21 protein-coding genes and 2 pseudogenes are annotated in these 23006 nt (G+C 67.0%); 13 read left to right on the plus strand and 10 right to left on the minus strand.

Going from position 1 to position 23006, the window contains the following annotated elements:
• Positions 1-366 precede the first annotated feature (366 nt).
• Positions 367-612, minus strand: a complete 246-nt coding sequence (locus ACFYYF_RS35430; RefSeq protein ID WP_388782147.1) for a DUF3761 domain-containing protein — start codon at positions 610-612, stop codon at positions 367-369.
• Between the two features lie 292 nt (positions 613-904).
• Between ACFYYF_RS35430 and ACFYYF_RS35435 the strand changes: the two are divergent.
• Positions 905-1417, plus strand: a pseudogene (locus ACFYYF_RS35435) (carbonic anhydrase); the annotation flags it as partial.
• A 2839-nt stretch (positions 1418-4256) separates the two neighbouring features.
• On the opposite strand, the gene ACFYYF_RS35440 reads toward ACFYYF_RS35435, so the two are convergent.
• A complete protein-coding gene (locus ACFYYF_RS35440) occupies positions 4257-4853 on the minus strand; it encodes a hypothetical protein (RefSeq protein ID WP_388782150.1) in 597 nt (198 codons plus the stop codon).
• A gap of 182 nt (positions 4854-5035) precedes the next feature.
• Here ACFYYF_RS35440 and ACFYYF_RS35445 point away from each other — a divergent pair, with 182 nt between their 5' ends.
• The 4 genes from ACFYYF_RS35445 to ACFYYF_RS35460 all read left to right on the plus strand — a co-directional run bounded on the left by ACFYYF_RS35445 (position 5036) and on the right by ACFYYF_RS35460 (position 8189).
• Positions 5036-5908, plus strand: coding sequence for a DUF4397 domain-containing protein (locus ACFYYF_RS35445; RefSeq protein ID WP_388782153.1), 873 nt, complete (start codon positions 5036-5038; stop codon positions 5906-5908).
• Between the two features lie 412 nt (positions 5909-6320).
• Positions 6321-6791, plus strand: a complete 471-nt coding sequence (locus tag ACFYYF_RS35450) for a class F sortase (protein ID WP_388782155.1) — start codon at positions 6321-6323, stop codon at positions 6789-6791.
• Between the two features lie 47 nt (positions 6792-6838).
• Positions 6839-7402: an RNA polymerase sigma factor gene (locus ACFYYF_RS35455; protein ID WP_388782158.1), complete on the plus strand. Its 564-nt coding sequence runs from the start codon at positions 6839-6841 to the stop codon at positions 7400-7402.
• Positions 7389-8189, plus strand: coding sequence for an anti-sigma factor domain-containing protein (locus ACFYYF_RS35460; RefSeq protein ID WP_388782161.1), 801 nt, complete (start codon positions 7389-7391; stop codon positions 8187-8189). The genes ACFYYF_RS35455 and ACFYYF_RS35460 overlap by 14 nt, the downstream gene beginning before the upstream one ends.
• Before the next feature lie 432 nt (positions 8190-8621).
• On the opposite strand, the gene ACFYYF_RS35465 is transcribed toward ACFYYF_RS35460, so the two are convergent.
• Positions 8622-9263: a maleylpyruvate isomerase family mycothiol-dependent enzyme gene (locus tag ACFYYF_RS35465; protein WP_388782164.1), complete on the minus strand. Its 642-nt coding sequence runs from the start codon at positions 9261-9263 to the stop codon at positions 8622-8624.
• A gap of 70 nt (positions 9264-9333) precedes the next feature.
• Between ACFYYF_RS35465 and ACFYYF_RS35470 the strand changes: the two genes are divergently transcribed.
• Complete coding sequence (locus ACFYYF_RS35470) at positions 9334-9792, plus strand: MarR family winged helix-turn-helix transcriptional regulator (RefSeq protein ID WP_388782167.1); 459 nt, start codon at positions 9334-9336, stop codon at positions 9790-9792.
• 284 nt (positions 9793-10076) lie between these two features.
• On the plus strand, positions 10077-10268 hold the full coding sequence (locus tag ACFYYF_RS35475) for a hypothetical protein (protein ID WP_388782236.1): 192 nt from the start codon (positions 10077-10079) through the stop codon (positions 10266-10268).
• Between the two features lie 379 nt (positions 10269-10647).
• Here the strand turns inward: ACFYYF_RS35475 and ACFYYF_RS35480 are convergent, their stop codons facing one another.
• Positions 10648-11268, minus strand: a complete 621-nt coding sequence (locus tag ACFYYF_RS35480; RefSeq protein WP_388782170.1) for a hypothetical protein — start codon at positions 11266-11268, stop codon at positions 10648-10650.
• 989 nt (positions 11269-12257) lie between these two features.
• Positions 12258-13010, minus strand: a complete 753-nt coding sequence (locus tag ACFYYF_RS35485) for a transposase family protein (RefSeq protein WP_388782173.1) — start codon at positions 13008-13010, stop codon at positions 12258-12260.
• 138 nt (positions 13011-13148) lie between these two features.
• Between ACFYYF_RS35485 and ACFYYF_RS35490 the strand changes: the two genes are divergently transcribed.
• Entirely contained in the window at positions 13149-14051 is a 903-nt protein-coding gene (locus ACFYYF_RS35490; protein WP_388782175.1) for a hypothetical protein, read from the plus strand.
• Positions 14052-14279: 228 nt separating this feature from the next.
• On the opposite strand, the gene ACFYYF_RS35495 is transcribed toward ACFYYF_RS35490, so the two are convergent.
• The 3 genes from ACFYYF_RS35495 to ACFYYF_RS35505 all read right to left on the minus strand — a co-directional run bounded on the left by ACFYYF_RS35495 (position 14280) and on the right by ACFYYF_RS35505 (position 16324).
• Complete coding sequence (locus ACFYYF_RS35495; protein WP_388782178.1) at positions 14280-15311, minus strand: YrhB domain-containing protein; 1032 nt, start codon at positions 15309-15311, stop codon at positions 14280-14282.
• Between the two features lie 339 nt (positions 15312-15650).
• Positions 15651-16049, minus strand: coding sequence for a hypothetical protein (locus ACFYYF_RS35500; RefSeq protein WP_388782181.1), 399 nt, complete (start codon positions 16047-16049; stop codon positions 15651-15653).
• Complete coding sequence (locus tag ACFYYF_RS35505; RefSeq protein WP_388782184.1) at positions 16049-16324, minus strand: hypothetical protein; 276 nt, start codon at positions 16322-16324, stop codon at positions 16049-16051. Before ACFYYF_RS35505 ends, ACFYYF_RS35500 begins: the two co-directional genes overlap by 1 nt.
• 334 nt (positions 16325-16658) lie before the next feature.
• Between ACFYYF_RS35505 and ACFYYF_RS35510 the strand changes: the two genes are divergently transcribed.
• Together ACFYYF_RS35510 and ACFYYF_RS35515 are read left to right on the plus strand one after the other, a co-directional pair.
• Positions 16659-17111, plus strand: a complete 453-nt coding sequence (locus ACFYYF_RS35510) for a hypothetical protein (RefSeq protein WP_388782187.1) — start codon at positions 16659-16661, stop codon at positions 17109-17111.
• A gap of 618 nt (positions 17112-17729) precedes the next feature.
• Positions 17730-18353 (plus strand): peptidoglycan-binding protein, encoded by a 624-nt coding sequence (locus tag ACFYYF_RS35515; protein WP_388782190.1) that lies wholly within the window; start codon positions 17730-17732, stop codon positions 18351-18353.
• A 396-nt stretch (positions 18354-18749) separates the two neighbouring features.
• On the opposite strand, the gene ACFYYF_RS35520 is transcribed toward ACFYYF_RS35515, so the two are convergent.
• Positions 18750-19268: a hypothetical protein gene (locus ACFYYF_RS35520; protein ID WP_388782193.1), complete on the minus strand. Its 519-nt coding sequence runs from the start codon at positions 19266-19268 to the stop codon at positions 18750-18752.
• 872 nt (positions 19269-20140) lie between these two features.
• On the opposite strand from ACFYYF_RS35520, the pseudogene ACFYYF_RS35525 reads away from it, so the two are divergent.
• Positions 20141-20455, plus strand: a pseudogene (locus ACFYYF_RS35525) (hypothetical protein); the annotation flags it as partial.
• Between the two features lie 160 nt (positions 20456-20615).
• Here ACFYYF_RS35525 and ACFYYF_RS35530 read toward each other — a convergent pair.
• Entirely contained in the window at positions 20616-21512 is an 897-nt protein-coding gene (locus tag ACFYYF_RS35530) for a LysR family transcriptional regulator (protein WP_388782196.1), read from the minus strand.
• Positions 21513-21762: 250 nt separating this feature from the next.
• On the opposite strand from ACFYYF_RS35530, the gene ACFYYF_RS35535 reads away from it, so the two are divergent.
• Both ACFYYF_RS35535 and ACFYYF_RS35540 read left to right on the plus strand, forming a co-directional pair.
• Positions 21763-22449: a type 1 glutamine amidotransferase domain-containing protein gene (locus tag ACFYYF_RS35535; protein ID WP_388782199.1), complete on the plus strand. Its 687-nt coding sequence runs from the start codon at positions 21763-21765 to the stop codon at positions 22447-22449.
• Positions 22450-22538: 89 nt separating this feature from the next.
• Positions 22539-22868, plus strand: coding sequence for a putative quinol monooxygenase (locus ACFYYF_RS35540; RefSeq protein ID WP_388782202.1), 330 nt, complete (start codon positions 22539-22541; stop codon positions 22866-22868).
• Positions 22869-23006 lie beyond the last annotated feature (138 nt).

Consider the following 23006-nt stretch of genomic DNA (forward strand, 5'->3'; position numbering starts at 1 on the left):
GGCCCCGAAAGGAAGGACGACACGCTGCTCGCCCCGCCGGAAGAGGGCCGACACTGCCCCCATCTGCCGCACATGACATGCGCCAGTCCTTGACGGCGTTGCGGCGAGGCACAATGCGGGCGCCGATCGCACAGCAGGCAGCCCCGGTTCCGTCCAGAGCGCGGCCGGGACCGGGGCTACGGCTGAGCATCCTAGACCGGGCAGCGGAAGTCGAGTGCTCAGCCCTCCCACCTCCGGTTCACGGCCGGAAAACGGGAGCTGTCCCGTTCAACGACGTGCGAGAGGACTGGACACGAGGAGCCCATCCGGCTGCACGGAACGCCGGTCTTCGCACGGGTTCGGACTCCGTGCAGCTGCAGCCGGTGGTCAGCGGTACCAGTACTTGACGCCCCGGTGGTGCGAGCAGGTGCCGCGGAAGTGGGCGCTGTAGGAGTAGGTGCCGTCCTTGCACTTGGCTGTCGCCCCGCGCGGGTGGGGCGAGCTGGTCTTGCACACACCAGTGGTGTGCCGGGCGCAGGTTGCCGCGGCCGCCTCGGTCGCTGCCGCAACCGGGGCAACAAGCGCGCCCGCCAGGACGACCGCCATGATGGCGCTGCGCAATGTGGTCAGCATGAGAGCTTCCCCCTCCGGGTCTTGATGTCGGAAGGCGATCATGGATCCGGCGGCCCGCAGGAGGCGCCCGGCGGCGTCAGCGGTCACCGGTCTGTGACAGACGTGGCCCGGTCGTTGCCGCACATTCGAAGCGGACGAACACGCGCGAGGAGGCGTGCTGCTTGAGCTTCGGCGTTCGCGACTTGAGAGCCGCACCGTGACCGAGGGCTGGCGGTGTCCTTATCACCACAGCAGGCTGACGGAGCCGGCATGAAGCAAAACGCTGGAGGCAGTAGTCAAGTCGGGGAAGTGCGCCGAGATCGCACCGTCCCAGCAGCCCTTCGCCGTGGTGTTCGGGTGCTCCGATTCCCGGCTGGCTGCCGAGATCATCTTCGACCGTGGCCTAGGCGATCTGTTCGTGGTCCGCGCTGCCGGGCACGTCGCCGGTAGCGAAGTCCTCGGGTCTATCGAGTTCGGCGTGAGCGTCCTCAAGGCGCCGCTGGTCGTTGTCCTTGGCCACGACTCGTGCGGCGCGGTCGCCGCGGCCTCCGCCCTGGAGAACGGGCGGACGCCGGACGGCTTCGTCCGGGACATTGTCGAACGGGTGACTCCGAGCGTGCTGGCGGCCCGCGCCGCCGGACGCGATATGACCGAGGAGATTCTGGCCGAGCACATCGAGCACACCGTGGACCTGCTGTTGGAACGCTCCTGTGTCCTGGCCGATGCGGTGGCTGCCGGCTGCCTCGCCGTGGTGGGGCTGTCCGACGGCAGTGCCCAGCTGGTCGCCGCCCGCGGCCTCGACGCGGTGGTCCCCACCGCGTCCTGACCGCCCCCGGGCGTGACACTCACGCGGAGGGCCGGGGCCCAGCGGCCCGGTGAAGGTTGCAACCGCCTGCCCCAGCCTTCCTCTAGTGGCAGGGACGCGACGATGAGGTCCTGCTGGTCGAGTTCGCGCACGAACCCGTATAGCACGTGCGAGTAGGCGTCCAGCCAGCCGGGCAGGGCCACCACTGCGTGCGCCTTCACCGCAGCGTCGGCGAGGTACGGGGGAAGCAAGACGCCCCCTGGCCTCCCGGGCGAGCTCGGCTTCGGCGACGACCTTTTCCGGCTCGACGAGTACGATCCCCGCACCCGGCGCGTAGTGCGACGGGTGCTGCCCGGCACCCGGACACCGCTCGTGGACGGGACCGCCCAGCACCGCTTCCAGTCCTCACGCGTCACCCTGCCCGGTCGCAGGATGCTCGGGGCCACGCCTGCATGAAGCCTCCCTCAGTGAGCCGTAGACGCGGTCATGCACCGCAGGCCAGCCTCCTCGGGGCGATGCTGCCTCCTGATCACCGGACCGTGACAGTCGTGGCCGGTCCGTCACCGGGTATTCGATCGGCGCGAACAGTCATACGGCAGCACGGCTCAAGGTCGCCGCTCGGCTGAATCGTCGGGTTCGGCGGCCGTAACGGCAGCAGCAGCACCTGTATCACCGCAGCCGCCCCGCGCCTCCCGCAGGCGGTCCGGCTCCCGGATGGCGCCACGTAACGCTCCTGGTATCGGCCCACTGTGCTGCTGGAGGCACTCGAACATCTCCACCAGCACGGATAGCAGCATCGCGCCGTTGCAGCAGCACGGCAGCATCTCCCACTTCTGCCTACCGCGCTGCCGCATCATCTCGCGGTCCTTGATCGCGTATATGTCTGACCCGATGTCCGTTCACTGCCCCGACCCGGGAGGGGTGGGTCGTCCGGCCTTGCCAGAGCGTTGTCAGAGCCGAACCGTCCCTGAGGCTACCGGGCGTCCCGGGACGTGCTGCCGGCCCACCGCATCACCTGAGGCAACAAGTCGTGCGCAATGGGTGATCCGCCTTTCGTCCTGTGGGCTCGTATGAGAGAGGCGGGTCGGCCTGGTGTGGTACGTCGTGGCAGGCGGGACGGTCGTCTGGTCGTCTCCCCGCCGGGACGACCGCCCCTGGCCGCCACTGCATGATGTGCCGGAATCCGGTCACGCTAGGCGCGGACCAAGAGACGCCACCGGGCGCGGCATAGGAGAGGCGGCCCGGGGATGCACTGGAGGGGCGTTCCGGGCCGCCTGTCAGGATCAGTCTTGTCTTGAAGGCCCAGCGCCGCGATACCGGCGGGCCAGACGGGTGACGGTATTGCTGAAGGGGTGGTGCGACCCGGGCCTGCAGAGCCGCAATTACGAGCCCGGGTCGCCGGTGAAGGGCGGGTTCTGTGCGCGGGATGGTCGAGGACTCCGTCATCGGTGCGGGGGAGACCGTCTGTGACCACGCGGGCCGTCCTAGATGATCCGGGCGGGCCCGCGTGGCCGGTGGTTGGCTGTGCACCGACTTCGGTGAGGCGGCCCGGCATCGGCGGGTGAGTCGGCGCCGGGCCGCAATGCCATCCTGCACCAGCGCGGACGCCAGCGCTGCGCGGGTGCCGCACAGGGGTGAGGGCCCGAAGCGGGCTCCTCAGTGCTTCGGGCCCTCGAATGGGACGCACGGGTCTCAAGAGCGTCGATGTCCGCGCGCCGATCCGTTCAACGACGCGGCGTCGGGTACGACACGATGCGGCGGTCTTCCTGCGCCCAGACGGGGCGTTTGTTGCCGGTGGCGACTGGCTCCGGGCGAGTCGCTGTCCTGGCGGCAGAGGGCTGAGGGACGATCAGGCGTCACGTCGCCCCTCGCTCGCTTCCGGCAAGGGCGGCTGTCTGCCGTGATGGTCAGCCACGGCAGGACCAGGCGGTCGCCGCTGCGCAGGCGACCGCCTGCAAACCCTCCCACCGCACCCCCCCACCGTCTGTCCCGGCTGCCTCGGAATCCTCGGCTTCGGGCACTGTTGAGTGTGGCCCGTCCTGGTGGCCGTGCTTGCCGCAGCTGCGGCAAGCACGGCCGGATGGGTGCTGCTGCGATCGAACCGTCTTGCGGTCGGCCAGGACCGCGAGTGGCGAGCTCAGGGGGGAAGCCAGGGCACGGGAGCTGGCGATGGCCGAGGTTGACGCGTTGTCGTGGCGTGATTCGAGACGTATGTCGCCGATCTGTGGGCGGGACGGCTGCACGAAAGTCGTCGTCAGCGGCAAGAGCGGCGACCTCGGCGTGGACGTCGTCGGTTACCTGGCTGATGGTCGCAAACTGGTCGTCCAGTGCAAAAAAGTATGCCCCGCACCGAAGCGTGCCCTCGCAGGACGTGCAGAAGCTCGTCGGCACTGCCCGCCCCGAACACGACGCCGACATCGCCTTGTTCGTCACCACCTCCCGCACGTTCACCAAGACCGCGCTCGGCGGGGCCCGCCCCAGGGCATCGTGGCCCTGCCACCGCGACCTGCTGGGCTCCTGGGTCAAGGGCGCTCATCTGGAAACCATGATCCCGCGAGTGGAAGCGGCGGCGGCGCCAGGCGACGTCCCACTGCCTGCCCCCCGGGGTCAGGGTGCCCGCCCTTGGGCGGGCGCGCCCTCCAGGAAGCCGAAGGGGTCTCCGAGGGTGATCCTTCGCAGCCGCCGGCGCCCGGTGTCTGGCTCGCTGCTTGTTGCTGGCCGGGTGCGCGGCAGCTTGAGGAAGCGGCCGGTCCGTCCGAGCTGGGTGGCGACGTCTTTGTCGATGTACGCATCGACGCGGCACAGGCGGTGCCCCAGACAGGGGCACCGCCTGTGCCGCCGCGTCGGGTCTGGTCCCGGGTTAGAAGCGGGGGTAGGTGTCGGCGGTTCCGACGGTCAGGCCGGTGGTGAAGAGGTCGGTTTTGAGGGTGGTGTTGAGGGCGCCGGCTGCTTCCTTGGTGAGCTTGAGGGTGACGTTGGTGGCGTCGGCGCCGTGCTTGGTGAGCTTGACGTGGGCGGTGGTGAGGTCGAGCTTGAAGACAGGGACGCGGGTGGTGGTGCCGGCGACGCGTCCGGTGAGCTGGCCCTTGGTGAGGTTGATGGTGAAGTTCTTAACCTCGAGGGATCGGCCGTTGAAGACGTTGGTGAACTTCAGGCCGCCCTTGTGCTTGATCGTGCCGCCGAGGGGGCTGGTGGTCAGGGAGCCGCCGGTGATGGGGTAGGTGGCCTTGAGGGTGGGCTGGTCGCCGACGGTGGTCAGTGACGGCTTGCCGGGACGGGTGACGATGGGGGCGATTCCGTTGGAGAGCAGGGCCTTGGCGATCGCCGGGTTCACGGTCACGGAGGTGTGGCCGCTCTTGACGTGCACGGGGTGGGCGGTGGCGGACGCGGTGGGAGCTGCGATCACCAGGGCCGCGACAGCGGACGCGGCGGCGGTGGCAAGGACGGTGCGAGTCATGGCAGTTCACTCCTGAAGGAAGACGAAGCGATACGGGTTGGAGCAGGTGACGGGGACGCATTCCGGCACTCCCCTGGGAGTGGATGCAGCTTCCGCGGCACCGATTTCGCGTCGCGCTGCGGTCCTTGACCCTTCGTGGAAGGCATCAGTTTTTGTGCAACCGATCTGGAGTTGGCGGCGGAATGCGTCCTCGACTCATCCGCTGTGCTCCTGGTCGGAAGGAAAGTGTCATGAGCGTTCGTGTTACGGGTGCCGCTGTCGCGGCCGCAACCCTGGTCTTGTCCGCAATCGGAAGCGGAGCCGCGGCGGCCGCTCCGCAGTCCGCCGGTCAGGCGACGGTGTCGGTCCTGCATGCCGTGCCTGGTCTGACAGTTGACGTGTATGCGGGCGGCAAGGAGCTGATCCCGAACTTCGAGCCGGGCACGCTGACCGATCCGATGAAGCTGGATGCCGGCTCCTACGACATCAAGATCTTCAAGGACGGTGACGGTCCGAAGGGGACACCGGCCATCGAGAAGACGGTCGATGTCCCGGCCGGCGCGAACGCGACGCTGGTCGCGCACCTGTCCGAGGCCGGCAAGCCGGTCCTGGACGCGTTCGTCAACGACGTCTCGAAGGTTGCGGCGGGCAAGGCCCGCCTGACGGTGCGGCACGTCGCGGCCGCCCCGCCGGTCGATGTGCGGGCGGGCAAGAAGCCTGTGTTCAAGGACTTGGTCAACGCCGAGGAAGCCAAGGGCGAGGTCGCGGCCGGAACGATCTCCGCCGACGTGGTTCTGGCGGGCACCGGCACTGTGGCCATCGGTCCGGCGGACCTCAGCCTCGCGGAGGGCACGAACACGGTCGTCTACGCGTGGGGCAGTGCCAAGGACAAGAGCCTGGCGCTCAAAATGCAGACGCTGACGGGTATGCACTCGGCTCCCGGCGGAGTTCCGGCCGGTGCGAGCGGGCAGGCCGCGTCGCACAACGAGAACGTCCCGGTGGGCGCACTCGCCCTGGCCGGCATGTCCACGATGGCTGCTGCCCTGCTTGTCCGCAGGCTGCGCACCAGCAGCTGAAACGGCACGCACTGCACGGCGGCGGCGGGGGTGTGGTCTGTAGTTGGCGCCCCCGCCGCGAGCATCAGCAGACAGCACTCGCTGCGCAGGCCATATCCGCGCGGCCTGCCGGTGTTGATCGGTCGTCTTCTTCGTACAGCTTTTCTCGTTCCGACGGTGAAAGTGGCGATATTTCATGAGCAGGTCCTGGCGGCGGCGTTCCGTGTGGGTGGCGCTCTTGCTGGCACTCGTGGGTGTGCTTGCGGCAGGGGCGTGGGCGGTTGGAGCGTGGGTCACGGATACGGGCAGCGCTTCCGACTTCGGTGTGTCACCACAGGCCGGCGCCTTGTCCGAGCCCGCTTCACGTGCGGTGTCGCCGTATCGGTCCGTTGCAGAGTCCTCGAGCGTCGCGTCAGCGACTGGCAGCGGGGGAGTGGCCTCGACGGCTGCCGGTTCCGTTCCGCTGTCGTTGTCGATTGCCCGGCTGAGGGTGAGGGCTGCGATTGACGCGGTGGGGGTGACGAGCGCGGGGCAGGTGGAGGTGCCGGGTGATCCGAAGCGGGTTGGCTGGTACCGCTTCTCACCTGCGCCGGGAGCATCGACCGGGTCGTCGGTGATCGTCGGGCATGTCGATTCTCGGGGGCGCGGCTTGGGTGTCCTCGTGGCGCTGAACGATGTCCGCCGCGGTGACGTCGTGCGGGTGTCGCGGTCTGCTGGCCGTATCGCTGACTATCGGGTGGTGTCTCGCCAGACGGTTGCGAAGGACGGCCTGGGTGCTGTGGGGGCATTCCGTGTTGACGGGCCGGCGGTGCTGACGCTGATCACATGCACGGGGCCGTACGACGCCGGTGAGGGTGGATATCAGAACAATTTGGTTGTCACGGCGGAACTGGTGAGCCGATGACGGCGCTTTGGGGCGGATCCCGTGTGCTCGCCGCTACAGTAGCGCCGGTGACCACCCCTTTGTCCGATGACCTGCTCGCCGACGGCTTCGCCGACGGGGACGAGGCATGTCTCAATGAGGCCTACCGGCGCTGGGGAGCGCTGATCTTCACGATCGCTTCCCGCAAACTCGGCGATCCGGAAGAGGCCAAGGACGTCACGCAGCAGGTGTTTGTGGGCGCCTGGAAGGGCCGGAAGAACTTCAACCGTGACCGGGGCTCGCTGAAGACGTGGCTGGTGGGCATTGCTTACAAGAAGACGATCGATGCGCTGGACCGGCGCTCGCGGCACCTGCGCGACCAGCAGGCCGTAGTCGCCGTCACCGTTTCGGATCATGCGGGGAGCTTGGCCACGACGGCGGACAGGGTTGTTGACCACATCGTGGTCATGGACGAACTTGAACAACTGCCTGCTCCCCAGCAGGCGGTCCTCAGGATGGCGTTCTACGAGGATTTGAGCCAAGCGCAGATCGCCGAGCGGACGGGTATGCCGCTGGGGACGGTCAAAAGTCATACACGGCGCGGGATGATGCGCTTGAAGCATCGACTGGAGGTGGACAGTGAAGCACGCTGACGAGGAGACGTTGGTCTTGATGGCCCTCGGAGAGGTGCCTGCCGCCAGCGATGAACTCCACCTTCAGAACTGTCCTGCCTGTCAGAGGGAACTCGACTCCCTTCGCCGCGTGGTAACAACGGCCCAGGCCCTGGAACCTGACGAAGGCCTGCTGCTGCAGCCGCCCGCACAGTTGTGGACGGACATCGCAGCCGAGCTCTCCATCTCTGAACGGCCTTTCTCCGAGTCTTCCGCCGTGGTCGACGACGACTTCCACGCGATCGTCACAGGCGACCGCCAGCGCGACGGAGCGCGTTCGCCGATAGAGTTCACTGAAGTTACGTCAGGGGCGATGCAGCGGCTGCGTATTCATCGACGGGCGCGTTTCAGTGTTGTCCTGGCTGCGTGTGCTGCCCTGCTCGGTGCTGCTGCGGGCAGCGCCGTCACGTGGTGGGCCACGCACAGTGACAGCACAGCGGCAGTGGCCAGCGGCAAACCGCTCGACTCGCTTCGGTCCGCATCCACCGGCTATGCCAGCCTGCGTGGAACGCAGACACACCGCAGCCTGACAATAGACGTCAGGGGACTTCCCTCAACCTCGGGCTATTTCGAGGTCTGGCTCATGAACCGTTCTCACACCAAGCTGGTCTCGATGGGCGTCCTCGACCCGGACGGGCGGGCCACGCTCCCAGTCCCAGAGAACATCGACCTGAGCGAATACTCCGTCGTCGACGTCTCCATCCAGTCCTACAACGGGAAACCCGATCATTCCGGGAAGAGCATCGTCCGGGGTCCCTACGCTGGCTGAAATTGCCGCACCGACCACGGAGAGGGAGCAACGGGCCTGGCTGCCCTGGTGGGTCGGCTGGCGGCCTTCCGTCTTGCGCCGTACGGAGTCCGCCGGGGGCCATGGGCAGGCTGGGCCAAGAAGGACTCTGTCGGCACGGGCCGCTGTGTCTCGTTGCTCATGACATACGATGCAGGACGTATCGAGCGTGCCCGACGATGCCGGGCCTCGCTCCGGTCGGGCACGCACATCATGCGGTGCGTCGACACGACGGTTTCACTCGGCAGCGGATCGACTCCACGGACCCGCACAGCGACGATATCGGCAGCGAGATTGGCCCGCTAGCTTCGTCAAACGCCAGCGGAAGGGCCCTGGGACGTCTTTGGCGGGCAGCTCCACCATGGCAGGCGCATCTGCTTGCAGTGGCTCGGGTGTTCCTCGCGGGCGGATGTCTCAGTGGTTCGCGGGTGAGGTCCTGAGCTGGTCGATGCCGTCGCCCTGCAGGGCGTCCAGACGGGCGGTGCGTCCGGTCGAGAGCAGTAGCAGGGCCAGGGCGGGCCCGGTGATCTCTGGTCCGTCGCCCACTGTCCAGTCGGTGTCGGTGGCGCGGAGAGTGAAACTTGCCAGACGGCGCTCGGCGTGGAACGGCCAGCCCATCGACCAGACTCGCAGCAGTGCGTCACGGCTGTGTTCGGCCGGTACGGGAAGCTGCCGGGCGAGCGGAAGGGCGATGTCCTGACCGTGAACGACGGCGTCGAACAGCGCGTTGCGGGTGTCCAATGCTTTCGCCGTCCGCCGGGTGTCGGCGTGGGCGCGGATCGTGGCAATGAGGTCTGCGGGATCGCGGGAGCCGTGACGGCGGGCCAGCGCGGTGTTGATCCGGTCGGGGCTGAACCGTGCGCGCGGCGCGGCGGCGATCATGTTCCAGGTGGTGACGGTGGGTACCAGGGCGAGGTGTCCCGCGACGTCCCGTACGCGCCAGCCCTGGCACAGCGACTCCTGCTCCCATTCGGCCGGGGTAAGTTGCTCCAGCAGGTCGGCGATCCGCAGACGGGTCGCGCGGACCGCGGACCAGTAAAGGGCCGGGTCATCCATGACAACCTCCAATGGTCCGAACCTCGGACCATATTAGTCCGTGGTTCGGACTTTCTGCAAGGATGGGGACATGACCGACGACGTCGACGAGCTCAACCTGGGCCTTTTGATGTTCATCCCGTACCGCTTCATGGAGTCGGCCGTGATGGCCGCCCTCAAGTCCGCCGGGCACGACATCTCGCTCACCCAGGCCCGGGTCTTCCAGCGGATCGGCCCGGAGGGCTCCCGTCTCGCCGAACTGGCCGAAGCGTCACAAGTCAGCAAGCAGACCATCGGATCGATCGTCGACCAGCTCGAACGGGCCGGCTACGTCCGGCGCACGCCCGACCCGCGTGACGCGCGGGCAAGACTGGTCACACTCACCGCCCAAGGCCGCGAACTCGTCGAACTGAGTCTGCCCGTCGTCCGTGACATTCAGGAGAAGTGGACGGCCCACCTGGGCCCCGAGCGCACCCGGCAGCTGAGGCAGGCGCTCGAAACGCTACGGGAGATCACCGATCCCCACCGTCCCGCAGCACCTATCCGCTGATCGGCCTCCAGGCAGCAGCCGCGGCCCTGACCGGCTGCCGTGTCCGCTGTTCCCTGGCCCCCGAACTCGTCGGCAAGGGGCACAGCGGACGACTTTCCCAGCCCCACACCAGAGTCGTCGAAGGACACGTCAACCGGAACAAGATGCTCAAGCCTCAGATGTTCGGTCGCGCTGGCTTCGCACTGCTCCGCAAGCGGGCCCCCGCCCCGCGACCGATAGGAGTGGCTCCTGGAACCATGTCTTCGTCCGAGACGGCCATATCATTGGGTCACGCTGGCGCGGGCATGCTCGCCGAAGCGCGTCGCCGGGCTGAGCGGGGCGAACCGGCCATCGTCACGGTCGGGGACGAGACCACGGTGGCTTGCCAGTACTACGGACACCTCTTCGTGGAGCGCGAAGAAGCAGCTGCCGCACTCCGACAGCGCTATGGGGCCGCCGACTGCCGGGTGGACTGTATGACCGACGCCTTCAACTGACTGCCTCCTCGGCGAGTGCTTGAGGCCATGGGGCCAAAGCTGTCACCTGATCGGTAGTCACTCTCAAAGAGCTCAGGGCTTGTTGGATTTTCGGCCGTGGTCCTAGGCAGCGCCGCCCTGCTCATCGGTTCGTCCGTCCGGTCCCCGTACCCGAGTTACCGTCCCGGTCGTGGCTGTTGACTGAACATCCTGACGGCGCGGGCGGCCCGCCTTGCGGCGGTAGGGCAGGCGGGCCGCCCACCTCCTGCCACGGCGCCTGTTGCTGACCGGCAGGAACTACCGTAGCCCCTTCCCACTCATTGGCCCCGCCCGGTATCAATCCCAACGCCCTTGAGGCGAGGTAGGCGCGTGATCGACCCCATGGGGTCGTCCTGATCGGTTACTCCTGTCGAGGCCCGATGACGGACTGGCCGACCTGCTGCGCCAGCCAGGAGGCATGCCGTTTCTCAGACTCCCTGTCGTGGCTGTTGCGGAGCACGTGGACGAGCACAGTATGGTCATCGGCGCGCTCGTCGAGACCGGTGGTACGGCAGTGGAAAAGCAGTGAAACCCGGGCGTTGTTTGCTTCGCCATGGATGTTGCTGTCGGGTGCGTCGGGCCAGATCAGACCGGACCACCAGATCTCCCCGATGTTCGATCCCACCGAGGCGGTGAACTCTTCCTCGATGCTGCCCACGGGCCGATATTGCATCGATGCCCACAGCGGCAGGTGCCCGGACAGGAAGTCCGGGTCATCGGAGAGTTCGGACGCATGGACACCGACGTGCAGGCCTGTCGGGTCGGAAGGATCCCGTGCCCAGTCCTCGGCGTCCTCCTTTCTGAACCAGGAGTCGGGCAGCGCTTCGCGTATCCGCAGCACTTCCCGGACCGTCCTAAGCTCGACGTCCACCGACACCCGCACATCCTGCTGGTCACCGACCTCCACAAGCTCTCGCGCCACGCGCAAAGCCACTGCCGGGTCGGTGGTACGGAAGACGGGATATGAGATCGGGTTGGACATCCGAGCACCCTGCCACAACCGGGAGTGGGTGAAGACCCATGAGCGGTCCCGCGGAAAGCTGCGCCCGGTTGTGGAGCCTCCGGACAGTGCGCAGCAGGGGTGTCTCGGTCTGCTCGGGTTGTCAGTGTCACACTCTAGGGCGCCAGGCATGGCCCGTTCCTGGACACGACTGCATGAATACCTTGACCCTGCCCGGCCCTCCGACTTCGGCATGGCGCGACGCTCGCTGCTCTCGCCCTTCTCTCCCGCGACGCAGACGCTGGTCCTGGTCCCGGTCCCTATCGGTTTCGGCGGCTTCACCGACGTTCCCGACCACGCCTGCCACCCCTGCTGGATCCGGCCCGTCACCGCCACATTGACCCGGTCGACGAGGCCGAAGCCCTGCAGGAGCTGTTCCCGGACGTGATGGGCCAGTTCGGCCTCGAACCGCAGCTCCTGAGCTTCCCAACAACCGCCCCACCCAGACGAAAAGAGCAGACTTCCCATGTTCCAGGAGACCCCGATCTACAGCCGCCTCGTTGCCGAGCGCGGCGACGTCCCCGCCGGGGTACGCGGTGAAGCCGACCGCATACACCGCCACCTGGCACAGACGATGCGCCTACCTGCATCGCACGGCACACCCAGCCCGGGACCAGGCAAGCCAGCCGCCGCTTCGTAACCCTGGCAAGGCGACCGTGGTTGTGCCACTGGTGCCCCTCCTTGCCACGTGTGCCGGTGCCTGGCCGGGGGTGCCGCATCGGCCCACCACCGAGGCGGACTGGTATGCCGAGACGTGCCGCGTTACTCACAGCGCCCCGCTCGTGTGACCATGCCACCCACACGCCGGAGCGTGGGGCCGGTTGCGAGGACGGGATGGTTAGGACCTCCACCTACCCGTGCATGCGACCTCAGCGGCGCAGAGAGTTCCCCAATAGCCAAGCAGCGACGGAGCCGCTTGCCTGGCTGGCTCGTGGACTGGGCGGGTGGACAGTAAGCCTTTTCCATCGTGATCAGGCGGCGAGTTCGAGTGCGACGACGGCACGGACGACGGCGGTGATCCGGGTGGTGCTGCAGCGGAGCTTCCTCAGGAGGCGCCAGCATTTGAGGGTGGCCATAGCGCGTTCGCCGAGGCTGCGAATCTTGGCGTGATCGCGGTTGTAACGACGACGCCAGCCGCGCAGGTTCTTGCCCCGGAACGCGACGCGGACAGCAGGGCCTGCGCCCTGATACGCCCTGTCAGCCCAGCACTTGACGTCGTCAGTGGCGAGAGCGGCGGGTATGCCGTGGGTCCGAGCCGCGGTCAGATCGTGCACGGCTCCGGGTAGCGCGTCCGAGGCCCAGATCAGGCGGCCGGCTGGATCCGCGAGGACCTGCACGTTCATCCCGTGGTGCTTCTTCTTCCCCGAGTAGTACGGGCTGTCGGCGGCGATGCGGTCGATTGGCAGTACGGTGCCGTCGAGGATCACGTACGCCTTCTTCCGCACCATCGTTATGGCCTGTTCCAGCGTGGGCGCGAGAGCGGCCAGGAGGTCCACGGCCTCGCGTATGTACCGGTGGACCGTCGCGATTCCGACGCGGAAACCTGCTGCGAGGCGGGCGTAGGTGTCGCCGCAGCGCAGGTGGGCCAGGACGAGCACGGCCTGCCGGCCACAGGTCAGGCGACGCCAGCGGGAGGCGATCCGTCGACGGTGGCCTGCGAGGAGACCGGATAGGTGCTGCAGAGAGCGGCTGGACAGGTCGATACCGGACGGGTAGACAAGCACGCGGAAGCTCCTTACAGACTAGTGATCTTGGTTGAAAACCCACCTACCAGGGGCTTCATCCTGTTGTCAGCCCAACGGCGTACTGCTGATGCAGGTTGAAAAGGCTCAATGTCAGTGCCGTGCTGTTCACTTGGCCGCGTGGACGCATCAGCTCTGCGCGCCCGTCTGAACGACGCCTGGCGCGCGCCCGAATTGCACTGCCCGCTGCCCATTCATGGGGCAGGGCATGTCTGTGTGCCCAGTGACGCGGAGGATCTGGCCGAGCTGGAGCGCGTCGCTGCGGACGTGGTTGACGGGGCGGGTCTGCCGGTACGTGCCTGGGTCGTCGGGGGTAGGGCGGCAGGGGTGCCCGACGGTCCGCCGGTGGGCGGGGAGGGTGGGCTCCCCATCGGCGGGGAGGGCGGGCTGCTGGAGCTGCGTGGGTGGGTGCTGGCCGAGCACTGGTTCGGATACGGCGTGACGGCCACCACCGATGGCCCGCGCCGCGTCGTGATCCTCGCCCGGCGCGCGTTCACCCGCCCGCCCGGGGTCGGATGGGTGGCGCTGCTGCGGGAGGCCACCGGGTGGGCGGAGCCCGATCGGTGCGGCGTCGACTGGGCCGCGACGGAGTCAGCGCTGGGCACCGCGCTGCCCGGTGACTACAAGGACATAGTCGACGCCTTCGGCGCGGGCAGCTTCGACGAGTACCTGGACCTGCTGGTGCCGGGTGCGCTGGGCACGGATCTAGTCTCCTGGGGCCAGGACATGGCGCGGTACGCCGACCTGTACCGGCCATACCCGGTCCACCCCGCGCCCGGCGGCGTGCTCATATGGGGGACCTCCGAGCAGGAGCTGACCTTCCACTGGCTGACCGGACCGGCCGATCCCAACGACTGGCCGGTTCTGGTGCAGTACCTGGACGGTGAGTGGCAGCGCTTCGACTGCGGCACCGGCGAGTTCGTGCTGCGCCTGCTCACCGACCGCACCCCGCCGTTCGCCTTCCCGCCCTCCGCCGGACCGTTCCCCCACTGGTTCGCCTCATGGGAGCTGCCGGAGGGCTAAGCCCCTGCTAACCCGGCTGTCAGCGCCGCTGACCATGCTTGGCGAAGCGTCTGGGCCACCGGGACAGACTGCGGATCTGCTGGTCATGACGCCGCTACAGATCGGTTCAGTCGTCAGCAGGCCGATGAGCAGTACAGGGATGAGGTTGGAAAAGGCTCAGTGGCTACTTGGTTCGCTGCAGGACCCTCTTGCGCCGGGATGGCCGGCTCTGGCGGGTCGGCTCCGGTATCACCATGGCCGTGGGTCGGCGTCGTAGAGTTGATCGCCGAGGGCGAGTGTTTCGGCGTCGTCGAGGGGGCGTGGTTTCCAGCCGGATTCGGCGGCGTGGGTGATGAAGCGGTCGTCGAGGGCCAGGTGGTAGGTCTTGACGTAGTAGGCCAGGGCCGAGTTCCAGAACCACGTTCCGTCGGTTTGAAGCAAGTTCTTCCCGATCGTCGTGCCGTCGCCGCGCAGCTCGTCGTAGGAGGCTGTGCCGCACACGGCCAGCCAGGTTCCTGCACGCAGGTAGGCGATCAACTTTCCTTCGTCAGGGCGGGGTTCGGTGGCGATCGAGTCATGGATGCTCGGCGCGCCGGGGCGGCCGGACTCGAGTTCACGGTATGCGCCGAGGTGCCTGGTGGGGCACGGTGGCGGGGTTTGTTTGCGCCGCGGTGTCGTGCTGTTCGACTGCTTGGACAGTGGAGCAGGCGCTGATGCGGACCTGCCAGCCTTGGTGATGGTTCGCACGCCGAGCGCTACAGGTTCCCTGCGACGTGGCAGGGCTTCGACGGCCAGCGCGAGGAGGTCGGCCGGCGGGCTCTGACCAGCCGCCAGAGCGTCCGCATAGGTTGTTGCCGCGCGGATGCTGAGAGCGGGTATGCGTCGTCGGAGTAGCCGTAGGGCGTGTGCCCTGCCCTGGGTGCCGGCGGTCGAGCGCACCTCCTCGTGCAGGGCGTCGACCGGACCGGGCAGCACTTGCCCCTTCACCCGGGTCAGGTAGTCGTTTTCCCAGGCTCCGGTGACCGCGTCCACGACCGGAATCTGGTGGAGACTGCCGTCCTGCTTGTCCACGAGGTAGGGGCCGTTGGCCAGCAGCGAGTGGCGTGGGGCGCGCGTGCGAACGTACTCCTGTGCGTTCCAGGAGACGATCCAGCCGAGCTTGTGTTCCAGGACCTGGGTCACCTGCGCAGGGACGGACTGGCCGTATGCCGCGACCTCGGCGAGGTAGGCGCGCTCCAGCTCGGCCTCGGCGCAGGAGATGGCGGACTCGCGGCTGATCATCCCGACAGCATCAGGCACCCGGTCCAGACCCACCACCGAATTTCAGCGTTCCCCGTACCCAGCGCCCCGGCCCGCCCCCGTCCGGTCCTCCTGATCTCGTCGCCTGGATCGAGACAGAGCAGTTGGAGGGTCGTCTTGAAGCTGCAGTCATCCCAGTTGTCGCGGACCAGGAAGGCCTGCTCCGGCACGGGAAGAGGAGGGCCGGGCATACCAGACAGACATCGCAACCGCCCTGATCGAGCGGCACTCCTCCCGCTGGACAGCGCCGGGCCCTGCGCGTTCAGGGGGGCCCGGTCCGCGGCGGCGCAGGCGGGCTGGAGAGCGTCCAGGCGCCTGCGGTTACTGGTCGGGGTGGACGGCTTGGACGCCGGTTCCCGCGTACGCCTTGGGCGTCAGTGTGAGCAGGAACCGTCCGGCGGGGTGGGTGGCTGAGGGTCGGGCGGCGTGGATGGCGTGGACGGCGGCCCAGGAGTGCCCGAAGCGAAGCAGTTCGGTCGCGGTGACCGCGGCGTCGGTGTCGAATGCCTCGATCCGGATGAACCGCAGCCCCTTGATGTAGCCGAGCAGCCCGGGTCGCTCGGCGTCGCCGGCGGTCAGCGACAGCACCGGCGCATACAGATCACCGAGCCCGCCGGAGGCCTGGACGTAGAACGCGGCGACCGCCTCGTTGAACGGATCCTTCGGGTCGTACAGAGCCCTGGCGGCGGTGTGGTCCAAAACGACCGCGATCACCGCCACTATGCGGCCGCCCGCGGCCCGTGCTGAGAGGCGTCCAGACGCTCCAGCAAAGCCTGGGCCTTCGCCTCTGCCTCCGGACTTGGCGCACTGCCAAGAGCGGAGGCGAGCTCGGCGCGGGCCAACTCGGCACGCTCGGCGTATTCGGCCTGCGTCGGCGTGCTCTGCGCGAGGTCCTCGACCAGGCTGCGGATGGTGGTGCCGTGCTCGGCCGCCAGCTGGGCGAGCCTGTCGCGCGCCGCTGTGCTTACTTTAATGCTTGTCTCGTCTGCTGACATACCTCACTCTAGCGCGCCCCTCTACCGTAGGTAGAGGAAGCGCTGAGAAGCGGGTGTTTCGCGTGCTTGGCCGGGCCGAGGCCGCGCAGCACAGCACCGAGCCGTTCGTCCTCGTACACCCCGCCCACCGTGTGCGCGAGCAGGTGGACGTGCTGGCGCCTTGTCCAGGCTTGCGTCGAGGGACGGCACCCGGCCGTCCGGGTCGGGCGCCGCCACAGCGGCACCAGCGGCCGGCGCACCGTGCGGGCCTCTTCCAGGCCCCTGGAGCTGGCGGCGAGGCAGGTCAAAGAAAAAGCGGGTGCCAACCCATGGACCGTGCGGGCAGCATGCCCGCATGTCTACCGAAGTCAGCGGGATGATCGAGTGTCGACCAGGTGCCTGCCTCTGGGGCCCCGACGACGAGGACTCCGTATGGCACGCTGCCATCGCCCTCTTCTTGCTCAACAACGGCAATGCCTACGACGCCCTCGCCTGTCTCTTCGGTATCCGGAACTACTTCGGCTGCCGCCCTCTTGCCGAAGGCCGAAACTTTCCGAGCGACGCGTCCGAGGCTCTGCAGACCGAATACGCCGCGCACGGCGGACCTCCTGACGTCCACGGCACAACCTGGATCACCTGGGCCGAGCTTGCCTCCGCGGACTGGCAGGAGGCAGACAGCTCCGGCACGCGAAGCCGAGAATCGGTCGCTGGGGACAAAACCCACTGGGGGCCGGTCTGGAGCGTGATGCGGACACTCAGCGAACTCCACGGAGCAGACAACATGCGACTTGTTGCCTGGTTCCACTGACCCCGGACTCCGCAGCGCATCGCCGCTTGGTGATGGTCTCAGCTGTCGCGCGGCTCCCCGCGATCCGGCTGCACGCCTGTCCTGCACAAGCGTTTCCGCCCCATTCTGGTGGTGTCCCGGCCTGGGACACCTCAGCTCCGCCACCGCTTGGTGACTGGCCTGGCCCGGGGCGCCACGGAGGGGGTGAGGCATGTCGGATCGGGTCGGGAACGTCTCCAGGTCGCGTTACGAAGAGCTGTCGCGCAGTCATGCGAGTTGATCTCGCAGGTCGCGAGCGTCAAGTGGCTTGCACTAACCGGTGATTGCCCCGCCTGGCAGACCGTCTACTACCACTTCTCGTATTCTATCCAGTCGCGGGTTCCTCAGTCTTCCCACCCGCCGGCGCCGGTGCCACTATGGGGCGCCGCTTGTTGATGACATGTCATCGACTCGGAGGCGAGCCGTTGTTTGTCCGCGGTAACCGTTGCATTGTTCGGTTTCGGCGGTGGGACAGATCACCGTTCCGGTCGCGGACCGCGCACCGGGCGAACCTGGCCTTCGTCGAGCCCGGGGCGGGCGGCAGGCGCTGCTCCGAGGTGAAGCGGCGGCCCGGTCCATCGCTCTCGTGAAGGGAAGTCAGTGCGACGCGACATTCTTCGCCCAGGTCTGATCAAGGCCGGGCGCCTCAGTTTGGTCCTGATGTTGACCGTGTTCGGGGCCATGGCGGCCGCCGGGGCGGCGCACGCCGACCACAACAATGGCGGCGTAACCGGCACTAGCTTCGTCGACGGCGCCGACGCCCTCACCGACGACTGGGGCGACCACTACGGGGAACTCGGCAACTCGCTGTGCAACGGCTGCGCCGACTCCAACAACACCGATCTGGTGATCATGTGGCAGTCCATCCTGTATGCCGAGGGCCTCCTGCCGAAGTCGGGGATCGACGGCCAGTTCGGCCCGAGCACCGAGGCGGCTACCCGGACGTGGCAGGGTCGCCACCAAATTGGCATCGACGGTTCAGTCGGCAACCAGACCTGGACTAAGGCTGACGACAGCCTTGAGTGGGTGACGTCGAACATCGTGCGTTACCAGGGCTGGAACCAGAGCGGCACCGTAGATTTCCTCCGTGGCAGCGAAACCAACCACAACGGCGCTTACCAGCTGCTCGGCGCCGAGCCCAACGGCGTCGGCAATGATTCGGCGTCCTTCAGCAACTCCAGCCATCGCATTCAGTTCTACAGCGAGACCCTCAGCGTCAGCTGACGTCCCACCGAAGCCACCGCGTTGCCCTCCGGCCCGCTCATAATGAGGCCGGAAGGGAACGCGGGAAGTCTCCCTTGTGCTGCCATGCCGGTGACTTTCGGTGACTTTGGGCGTTGCCGCAGATCAGGTTGGGTACGGGGTGGAATCGCGCGTGCTGGAGGCGCCGGCAGACCACCGGATCCTCAGGCTAGGGATCTCAGACAAACACTCAACTTGACTCTGTCGGGGATGTTGGATCCAGCTCCTCCAGCAGTTCGACGGTCAGGCCCATCACCGTCGACATCGATGTAATCGACGCCCCGACCGCGTCCCGCGTTCCCGGCCCAGCAGTGGCTCCTCGTCGTGTTGGATGAGGACACCGGCCCCGCCGTGCAGCAGGCCGAGCCTGAAAGAGGTTCAGTGTGCTGTCTCATAGCGGGCGACGTTCTTCGAGACGGCCTTGAGCAAGGGTTCCAGGCGATCTACCAGCTTCTGGTACTCGCTCGTCCGACCGTCCGACCATTGGCCGAGTCCCACCACCATGGCACGGCCCTGCCCGGTGAAGGCCTGCACCATTCCGCTGTCAGCCGGCAGGATCGGCAGGCCGGATCCGGGCGGTGGAGCTTGCGCGGCTACCTCGTAGTCGTTGAAGTTCATGGTCAGTTGGGTCACCAGTTTCACCGTCTCCTGAGGGTCCTTCATTGTGAAGATGGCCAGGTTGAACTGGTTGCCGTGTGTGTCCTTGTAGAGAGCGATCTCCTCGCCGAGACATCCTTTGCCGGCGGCGATTTCGGCGGCCAGTACCGACCCGACCGAGTCGGGCTCGGTGCAGGACTTCAGCACGGTGGAGCCCAGTCTGGTGAAGGTGTCACCGTCACCGTCCGCCACCTGAACCGGAAACGCCTCAGACAGGGGGATGATTGGTCGCTCTGCCACACGAGCGGTCGTCGCTGAGACGCGCGGTGTGGGTGAGGTTGTTGCAGTCGTGGAAGCGGCAGCTTTGTGGTCAGGGGACGACGAGGTCCTGTGATTCACAGCAAGGAGGGCTACTGTGACTAGGACGGCCGACCCTGCCGACAAGGCGGTGTTCCGGGGCCACACACGCCTCCGGACGGGAACCGAGCCTTCTTCGATGCTGGCCCACTGCACGAAGTCATCGTTGCGCACCACGTTCCACTGGTCGTCGCCGGGCCTGTGGTCATTCGGAGGTGGATTCTCGTTGCTAGACACAGTGAGACCGTATTGATCAGGGCTTCCGAGGTGCGCACAGCCAGGTCACAGCATGATCAATATTGAGGCGAGCGTCCGGGATCACCGCACGATCGGCTGACAACGCTTCCCCCGAGGCCTGCCCGCATCAGCCGTCGACCTTCTCGGCTTACAAGCCGGCGCGTGATAGCGGGGGAGGCGTCCAGCACGGGTCGTTCGCTGAGTGCTACATCCCGGAATGGTTGGCTGAGATTTCCTGCGATCAATGACCCGGCCAACACGATGAGGTCGTCTATGGCCCTCTGCCGACCGGCTGGAACGCGCATCAGACGCTGACCGCACTCTCCTCGCCCAGGGCGAGAACCGTCAGCCCCTGCCGACACCAGCTTTCAAGCCCAGTAATGGCCAAACAGCGTTCCAATAGTGAGGGCACTATACGAAGCGCAAGGTTGGTTCCATGGTGCCGCGGACGTCACGAATGCCGACCACCACACCCGTCACCCCTGCATGTGTGATGCAGGAAAGAGGGCTCTGGGGCGGCGCCCCGATAGTGACGGTGCTGACCATCGACGGGTGAACCGCCTGCTGGCGTGCTGGTTGATCGAGGTTTGCAGTTTGGTGACGAGCCCACTGGCGGGCTGGCCGTGTTGCTGCCCAGCCGGAGGTTCGTCCAGGCGCTCGATCGCCACCGGATGGCCGGATCCATGGAGAGGGTCGGAGTTGCTGGCGACAACGCGGCCATGGAGTCTTTCAGCCTCCGCCGTGTCTGGGCCACCCGCGAAGAATTCCGGATCGCGATCGTGACCAGGATCGAGAGGACCTACCACCGAGGCTGCCGATAAGCAGCACTCGGCCGGCTGACCCCCAGCGAATTCGAGACCGTCATGACCACGTCGGCCCTCCAGGCCGCATGACCACACCTGACCTGCACCAGATCTGGGTCATCGAGCTGACTGCGTCCTGATTGGCCGGCTGCCGCCGTCTCGGCCCCCGCTACGAACGCCACTCCCGTCCATTGCCCGGCCTCGCAGTCGTCCTGCGGTGCTGCAAGTGGCTACTGCTACCTATGCTCATTCACCACAGGCGAGCTTGCATCAACAGCAGGCTGCGCACCGCCGCTACGGCAGCGTTCTCCTTCGCTGCCGGGCGTACGGCGAGGAAGAGCGTGTTGAGGGGTGCAATCTCGACGTCCAGTAGCTTCACCAAAGCGCCACTGGCCAGTTCTCCTGAGCACAGGTACGTCGGCAGGACGGTCACCCCTGCTCCGGCAACGACAGCGTTCAGCACTGCCCGCAGGTCCGGGACGACCACTGCAGGACTGGCTGACGGACGAGTCTGGAAGACGGTGCGCCAGAAGCGGCGAATCAGCGGCATGTCCTCGGCATAACTGATCACAGGAACGCCGCGCAGCGCACCGGCCCCGTCGTCGAGGAGAAGAGCCGTATCAATACGTTCGGCCCACGAAGGGGCCGCGACCAGTACGAACTCCTCATCTGTGAGAGGGGTCGCGGAGATATTGCGGCCACGTGGCCGCACGGTGGAGACCACCAGGTCGAAGCGGCCTTCTGAGAGGCCCGTCAGCAGTTCGTCTGCCAGGCCGAACGTGACGCGCAGCCTGAGACCTTCATCAATGAGCGGTGCAAGCGCGGGGAGCACCCGGGTGCCGATCACTTCCGCCGGCCCTCCGAGGTGCATCGGTCTGGGGAACGGGGTGTTCTGGGACAAGCCGCGTTCGGCGATCGCGCTCAACGCATCGACATGTGGGGCGATTTCGACGGCTAGCTCATCGGCGACGGATGTCGGCGCGATGCCGCGTGGCAGGCGGCGGAAGAGCTGAAGGCCCAACTGTTTCTCCAGGGTCTTCATCTGGGCCGTGACTGTTGGCTGGGACAGGTCCAGCTGGCGTGCGGCAGCGGTGAGAGAACCCGAACGGTACGCGGCGAGGAAGGTGCGGAGCAGGGACAGGTCCATTGCGCTTATCTCTCGTCGTCCGACGGGGAGGTGTGCGTCAGGCGCCCAGGCTGCGCCCCTCCTGAGGTCTGAGTAAACGGTCTACCCATAGGTTATCCGATGCCCAGATGCGCATTTTCCCATTGGAAACCGATGGCTGGTCTTCCTACAGTCGACAGCAGCCACAGGCGGACGGTCGATCGATGCCGGTTCGGCTCGTGAAGTCCGTACGGCTGCCACTCCTACACGCCACACGACCCGGGAATGCACCATGCCTCGTACACATGCCGTACTTCTTGCCCTGACCAGCCACGACAAGCTCGGTGACACCGGGCGTCGTACCGGGTTCTATCTTTCTGAGGCCGCCCACCCCTGGCGCGTACTGACCGAGGGCGGCTACCGGGTCGACCTGGTTTCCGTCCAGGGCGGCCGTCCCCCGGTGGACGGACAGGACCTTTCGGATCCGGTGCAGCAGGCCTTTCTCGACGACCCTCGAATGGCCGAGCAGCTCGCGAACACCCGTAGCCCTCGCGACATCGATCCCGCCGACTACGACGCCATCCTCTACGTCGGTGGCCACGGGACCATGTGGGACTTCCCCGCCAACACCGATCTCGCAGGCATCGCGCGCGATATCTGGGAAGCCGGCGGCGCAGTCGCCGCTGTCTGCCACGGTCCGGCAGGACTGGTCGACATCACTCTCTCCGACGGCAGCTACCTGATCAGCGGCAAGAACGTGGCCGGCTTCAGCAACGCCGAAGAGCAGGCCGTGGGGCTCAGCGATGTCGTGCCGTTCCACCTGCAGACAAAGCTCGAAGAGCGCGGAGCGCGCCACACCAGTGCTGACAACTTCGAGGCCCACATCGTCACCGACGGCCGCCTCGTCACCGGCCAGAACCCTGCCTCGGCCACTGGCGTCGGCCAGGCCCTGGCGCAGGTTCTCGACTCTCTGGGCTGACCACCCTCGCCGCTGGGCGGGCCGGCAGCGCGTCGGCTTGCCTGCGGCCGGTGCCGCTCTGTCACCTCACGACACCCCGAGGACACCTCATGAACGAACCGACTCACCCCATGTGGCCGCTGGCCGGCGCCCGGGCCGCCGAGATCGTCGTGGTCGCGCGCTGGACTCCGGCCGACGGCAGTCGAGAGCGCATCGAATCCTCGCTGCCTGAACTCGTACGGGAGTCTTCCGCCGAACCAGGCTGTCTGGGCTACGGTGTCCTGTGGCCGGAAAACGGTGACATTGTTCTTGTCGAGCGCTATGTCGACCGGAACGCTCTTCAGGCGCATCGAGACAGCGAGCACTTCCGGCGGATCGTGCAGGAGCGCATCGTTGCGATGCTCGCCTCTCGAGATGTCACCGTTGCCGTGACCTGCTAGACCGAAACGGACGGCTTACACGACCTAAGAGATGACCTAAGAGCAATGCCGTTGCTTTAAGGGTCTGGGGCGGGTGGTTGGGGTCGTTTGATGCGGATGGCTTGGGTGCCGGCGTGGGTGGGTTGGGGCCAGGTCTGG

The organism is Streptomyces sp. NPDC001914 (genome assembly GCF_042891215.1).
Lineage (GTDB): Bacteria > Actinomycetota > Actinomycetes > Streptomycetales > Streptomycetaceae > Streptomyces.